The sequence below is a fragment of the Sediminibacterium sp. TEGAF015 genome, from assembly GCF_025997995.1.
Taxonomy (GTDB): Bacteria; Bacteroidota; Bacteroidia; order Chitinophagales; family Chitinophagaceae; genus Sediminibacterium.
This window is the reverse complement of the sequence record NZ_AP026683.1, coordinates 43,806-50,000: the sequence shown is the minus strand read 5'-3', so window position 1 is coordinate 50,000 and position 6,195 is coordinate 43,806. Positions and strand designations below refer to the sequence as shown.

The window sequence follows — 6,195 nt, the reverse complement described above, 5'->3', positions numbered from 1 at the left end:
GGAATACAGAGCGGTTCCTGAAAAAATCAATAACCTGGTTCACACCAAACTGAATGCAAGCTTTGATTACAGTAAGTCAAGGTTGAACGGAAACGTCTGGATTACCCTGAAGCCGCACTTTTATGCAACAGACTCTTTACAGCTAGACGCCAAGGGAATGGACATAAAGCAAGTAGCGCTTGTAAAAGCAGGCAAGAATATTCCTTTACAATACAAATACGATGGATGGGTGCTAAGAATTAAACTAGATAAGTCTTATACGCGTAGTGAAAGCTATACCGTATATGTAGACTATACTGCAAAGCCTGATGATTTAGAAGTCAAGGGGAGCGCGGCCATCACTGATGCAAAGGGGCTGTATTTTATAAATCCCAGCGGAGAAGACAAGACCAAGCCAGTACAAATATGGACCCAGGGCGAAACAGAAGCTACTTCAGTTTGGGTTCCCACCATTGACAAGACCAATCAAAAAACAACGCAGGAGTTCAATTTAACTGTACCTGCAAAATATGTAACACTAAGCAATGGGAAATTGGTAAAGCAAACCCTGAATGCCAATGGTACCAGAACTGATAGTTGGAAAATGGATTTACCACATGCACCTTACTTATTCTTTATGGGTGTGGGTGAATACGCTGTTATCAAAGATGCATATAAAGGAAAAGAAGTAAGCTACTATGTAGAAAAGCCTTTCGAAAAAGTAGCCCGTAGAATTTTTGGCAATACGCCTGAAATGATGCAATACTTCTCTAACAAATTAGGCGTTGATTATCCCTGGATTAAATACAGCCAAATAACCGGAAGAGATTATGTAAGTGGCGCTATGGAAAATACCACTGCAACCCTACACCAGGAATCGGCCCAACAGGATGCAAGAGAACTAACGGATGGCAATAGCTGGGAAGGAACCATTGCGCACGAATTATTTCACCACTGGTTTGGAGACTATGTTACTGCAGAAAGCTGGAGTAATTTAACCGTAAACGAAAGTTTTGCTGATTACAGTGAATACTTGTGGGCAGAATACAAACAAGGAAAAGACGAAGCTGCTTATATTAACTGGAGTGCAATGAATGGCTACTTGAATAGTCCTTCTGATGCCAGTAAACACCTTGTAAGATTTTATTATGACACCCAGGAAGACATGTTTGATGCAGTGAGTTACAGCAAAGGGGGAAGAATTCTTCACATGTTAAGAAAATATGTTGGCGATGATGCATTTTTTGCTTCATTAAATAAATATTTAACGGACAACAAATTTGGAAACGGAAGTGCGCATAAATTAAGACTGGCATTTGAAGCTGTTACCGGAAAAGACCTGAATTGGTTCTTTAATCAATGGTATTTTAATAGTGGCCATCCTAATCTCACTTTGAGTCAGCAATACGACGCCAACAGCAAAAAACTTATGGTAGTTATTAAGCAAACACAGACGCATCAAATTTATCAGCTGCCTGTACAGATTGACATATACCATGGGGCCAATAAAAAAAGAGAAATGGTTTGGGCGAAAAACACGGCGGATACTTTTTATTTTGATGCAGCAACACAACCCGATTTAGTAAATATTGATCCTGAAAGAATTCTACTTGCAGCAAAAAAAGAATCAAAATCTATGGAAGCTTATGCGCACCAGATGAAATATGGTGGTCACTATTTAGACAGAAGAGAAGCGATAGATTATGCAGGTAAAAAAATTACAGAACAAGGTGCATATGCTTTGGTAGAAGCCGGTTTAAAAGATCCGTATTTCAGAATCAGGATGAAGGCATTGGGAAGTTTCGGAAATGCTAAGCTATCCGATGCAACCATTGCAACCATTGAAAACCTTGCTAAAAATGATCCGTCTAAGTTGGTAAGAGCAGACGCTATAAGCATATTGGGCCGATTAAAAAATGCTGCCTATGCAGCACAATTTGAAAATTACATCAAAGACTCTTCGTACTCCGTAGCAGGTGCTGCTTTAATGGCATTGAATGATTTAGATGGTAAAAAAGCATATGCAATTGCCAATGAATTAAAAAATCAAACAGCAAAAGGAAGACTAAGTGCAGCAATCAGTTCTGTTATCATTGCAAATGGAGATGAGTCTGCTTATGAATATATCATGAAGAACTTCAATGAAATGCCTTTGTCTCAGGCTAAGTTCACTGCCATTGGTTCTTTGGTTGAATTTTTATCCAAAGTAAAAGATGCAACTAAATTCAAAGCAGGGGTGGATGCTATTGTTGAATTCAGAAATGCCATTCCATCCAGTGCCAGATCACAAACAGATCCTGTAATTAATAATATGTTCTTAAAAGGTTTGGCGACTAAGAAAGAAGCAAGCGGAGAACAGGCATTGGCAGATTATGTAAAAGAGAAGTCTAAACAATAAAACTTAAAGTGCCCTGGGATTGCCCGGGGCATTTTAATGTAAAGAAACAACAGTGTTGGAACTCAGTTCAATCGTAATAGGCAATACCTCTTTCTCCATGGTGCTACTACCAGAAAGCTTTACTTTCATGGATTCAGTTTGCAATATACCGGTAGATAAATTGTATACTCTTTCCGATCGTGCAATCCCTTTCATCTGCTGCAAAACTGACTTCCCGAGTTGACTCAATTTGCTTTTAATTAGCCAGTCGGATAGAACGGAAACAAAAATTTGCTGATCAATTATTTTGGTAATAATATACTGATGCAATTGTTTAGAACTATCCTGAACAGTAGAGTCTGACCAGATCAATCCTGCTCTCACTATTTTCTTATCAAAGGGTAAAAAGTATTTACCGGGGTCTTCTTCTATTTCAAAGTAAAATGGTTTACTAGACTCAAGCGTATCATACAACAATCCATCTGCATGAAAATGATGGATAACAATTTTCTTGGGCTTATTGATATTCGCCAATAGCCAAGCTTGTTCATCAGATTGCAATCCGGCAGTATCATTGCTATTGAATTTTTCTTCCTTTCCAAATGCAAACAAGCTACCGGAAATATTTTCAGTTGTGGCTTCCAACTCAAAACGGGTTGAGACCGGCGTTAATAAACGATAGCTGGTTTTTGTTGACTTATGCGATTGAATTGTAATTGGCTGATCAGGAATATGCAGCGTAGTAAGATTATTTATCTGATGAACCACTCTAATCAGAGGCAAAGAAACAGACTGAGCAGTCAGTTTACCTGATGCAATAAAAAATATCCAGACAAACTGCCATATTATCCTATTTCCCTTTTGCATTATTCAATAAATTACCAAGACCCGCCAGCTCCGCCACCACCGCTACTTCCACCGCCAAAGCCACCGAAGCCGCCTCCACCTCCACCGAAGCCACCGCCACCAAATCCTCCGCCACCTCTATTGTTGCCACCTAATAAGGAAGACCACAAAAGAGCTTCAGCCACATTGGCTGCACCTCTTCGGCTCATCATTCCGCCACCACGACCACCTCTTCCTCCGCCGCCAGCACCTACAATGAAGATCACTATAACAAGTATAATAATGAAAGTGAGAACAGACCAACCATCATCTCCATTATTACCTTTTCTGACTCTTTTGGTTTTGTATTCACCAACAGCCGCTTTTGACAAAGCATTAATGGCGTTGTCAATTCCACGATAATAATTCTGTTGTTTGAATTCCGGTACAATCTCATTTCTGTATATACTGGAAGCTGTTACATCGGGTATAGCTCCCTCCAGTCCGTAACCAACTTCGATCCATATTTTACGGTCTTCTATAGAAGCCAGGATCAATACCCCGTTGTTGGTTTTTTTATTCCCGATTCCCCAGGAGCGAAATAATTTATTGGCATACTCCTGCACTTCATACCCTTCGAGCGACTTTAGAATTACTACTGCAATCTGATTGGAAGTACTATCGTCTAGTGCAACCAGTTTCTCTTCAAGAATGGCCACTTGCTCTTTGCTCAAAACACCCGCATAATCATTCACCAATCTGGGTGGATTCGGGGGAGCTACTACATTTTGTGCAATGCCCGATAAAAAGGGAACAACCAACAATAGTATGAGTAGTAATTTCTTCATTTATTTTCCAAAAACAATCTCGTCAGGTAATTCATTTTTATCAGTAGTTCCGTCATAAGGGAAATGTGTCAAGAGGGCTTCTCCAATATCTTCAATAATATGGCAGATACCTTCTATAAAGTTCATTTGCTTAAACTCGGAAAGCATCATTTCCACTTCTTTGAGCCAGAAGGCATGTCCAACTTTCTGATGGATTCCTTCATCCCCAAAAACAGCCAGCTGGTGATCTTCCATGGCCAAATACAACAGCACCCCGTTACGGGATGCTGTCTGATCCATTTTTAATTGGAAAAATATTTCCTTAGCCCTGTGAACCGGATTCACCAGTGCACAATTGGATTCTACATAGATTCTGATTTCACCACTGGTTCTTTGTTCAGCTTTTTGAATGGCTGCAACAATGGCATCTTTTTCTGCCTGGGTAAAATATTCTTTTTGTTTCTTACCGAATAATCCAAACATGGGCGGGTTTTAGAATTTAACTTCTGGTGCTTTTTCAGAACCAGCATCTGCCTTAAAACCTTCTTTTACTTTAAAGCCGGTTATGCTGGCCAAAATATTCATAGGGAATGATCTGGCTTTTACATTATAAGCAGCAACTGCAGCGTTAAAATCGTTTCTGGAAACCTTAATACGGTTTTCTGTACCCTCTAACTGAGCTTGTAGGCCACGAAAAGCTTCGTTAGCTCTCAGGTTAGGATAGTTCTCGGTAACCATTAATAAACGACCCAATGCTTGAGATAACTGGCCTTGAGAAGCCTGAAATTCCTGTAATTTTTCAGGAGTCAAATCCTTCGCATCTACTTTCATTTGGGTAGCACTGGCTCTGGCTTCAACCACGGCTTTAAGCGTTGATTGCTCAAAATTGGCTTCTCCCTTAACGGTATTCACCAAATTAGGGATCAGGTCTGCCCTGCGTTGATAATCACTTTGTACATTGTTCCAGGACTGGCTAACAGTTTCATCTAATTTTACCAATCCGTTGTAACCACTCATACCGCATCCGCCGATTAATACAATTAATCCGATAATGACAATAAGGGTAATTCTCTTTGTGTTCATGTTTTTATATTTGAAGTATTGAATATACAAAACGGATGCCATATTTATGAAGTGGCAGAATGACATTTCATATTTTGCAAGCGTTTTTCACCTATTTTTGCCAAAATTTTAAAAATCTCCGAAACGATAGGCTATGTCAGTATTAGTAAACAAGCACTCAAAAATCATTGTTCAGGGTTTTACCGGAACAGAGGGAACGTTTCATGCAACTCAAATGATTGAGTATGGAACCAATGTGGTAGGTGGAGTTACCCCCAATAAAGGCGGAACAACCCATCTAGATAAGCCCGTATTTAATACAGTAGCCGATGCGGTTAAGCAAACTGGTGCTGATGTAAGTATCATTTTTGTACCACCAGCGTTTGCGGCAGATGCCATTATGGAAGCTGCGGAAGCAGGAATCGGTTTAGTAGTATGTATTACAGAAGGTATTCCTGTTCAGGATATGGTAAGAGTAAAGAATTACTTACAGGGAAGCAAAACCCGTTTGATTGGGCCAAACTGTCCTGGTGTAATCACTGCAGAAGAAGCAAAAGTTGGTATCATGCCTGGCTTTATTTTCAAAGCAGGTAGAATCGGTATCGTTTCAAAGAGTGGTACACTAACATATGAAGCTGCTGATCAGGTAGTAAAAGCCGGATTAGGTATCAGCACTGCTATTGGTATTGGTGGAGACCCAATCATTGGAACCCCAACCAAAGAAGCAGTAGAATTATTAATGAACGATCCTGAAACCGACGGTATCATTATGATTGGTGAAATTGGTGGTAGCATGGAAGCTGAAGCTGCGCGTTGGATCAAGGACAATAAGACCAAGCCTGTAGTAGGATTCATTGCAGGTCAAACTGCTCCTCCCGGAAGAAGAATGGGACACGCCGGTGCCATCATTGGTGGTGCAGATGATACAGCAGCTGCCAAAATGAAAATCATGGCAGAATGCGGTATTGAAGTGGTAGCTAGTCCTGCGGACATTGGTATTACTATGGCTGCCGCACTAAAAAAATAAACAAGCAAATTGTTAATATACAACCCGAAGCCCAAAGCTTCGGGTTTTTTTATGCAAAAAACAGCATCTTGCATCTTAAGCCATATATACCTAATTGA

At 40.1% G+C, this 6,195-nt stretch carries 6 protein-coding genes (1 of these 6 cut by a window edge); 2 read left to right on the top strand and 4 right to left on the bottom strand.

Features of this window, described 5'->3' with window-relative positions:
* A protein-coding gene (locus tag TEGAF0_RS00175; RefSeq protein WP_264899094.1) for a M1 family metallopeptidase crosses the window boundary here: on the top strand, positions 1-2,377 show its 3' portion. It extends 80 nt beyond the left edge of the window; the window shows 2,377 of its 2,457 coding nt (coding positions 81-2,457); its start codon lies beyond the left edge, outside the window; it ends in the stop codon at positions 2,375-2,377.
* Positions 2,378-2,410: 33 nt separating this feature from the next.
* On the opposite strand, the gene TEGAF0_RS00170 is transcribed toward TEGAF0_RS00175, so the two are convergent.
* From TEGAF0_RS00170 to TEGAF0_RS00155, 4 genes are read right to left on the bottom strand one after another with little or no spacing between them, the layout of a single operon-like run.
* Positions 2,411-3,223 (bottom strand): hypothetical protein, encoded by an 813-nt coding sequence (locus tag TEGAF0_RS00170; RefSeq protein WP_264899093.1) that lies wholly within the window; start codon positions 3,221-3,223, stop codon positions 2,411-2,413.
* A gap of 11 nt (positions 3,224-3,234) precedes the next feature.
* Complete coding sequence (locus TEGAF0_RS00165) at positions 3,235-4,029, bottom strand: TPM domain-containing protein (protein WP_264899091.1); 795 nt, start codon at positions 4,027-4,029, stop codon at positions 3,235-3,237.
* On the bottom strand, positions 4,030-4,491 hold the full coding sequence (locus TEGAF0_RS00160) for a TPM domain-containing protein (RefSeq protein WP_264899089.1): 462 nt from the start codon (positions 4,489-4,491) through the stop codon (positions 4,030-4,032). It lies immediately after the preceding gene.
* A gap of 9 nt (positions 4,492-4,500) precedes the next feature.
* On the bottom strand, positions 4,501-5,091 hold the full coding sequence (locus TEGAF0_RS00155; RefSeq protein WP_264899088.1) for a LemA family protein: 591 nt from the start codon (positions 5,089-5,091) through the stop codon (positions 4,501-4,503).
* Positions 5,092-5,224: 133 nt separating this feature from the next.
* Between TEGAF0_RS00155 and sucD the strand changes: the two genes are divergently transcribed.
* Positions 5,225-6,097, top strand: coding sequence for a succinate--CoA ligase subunit alpha (gene sucD, locus TEGAF0_RS00150; protein ID WP_264899086.1), 873 nt, complete (start codon positions 5,225-5,227; stop codon positions 6,095-6,097).
* Positions 6,098-6,195 lie beyond the last annotated feature (98 nt).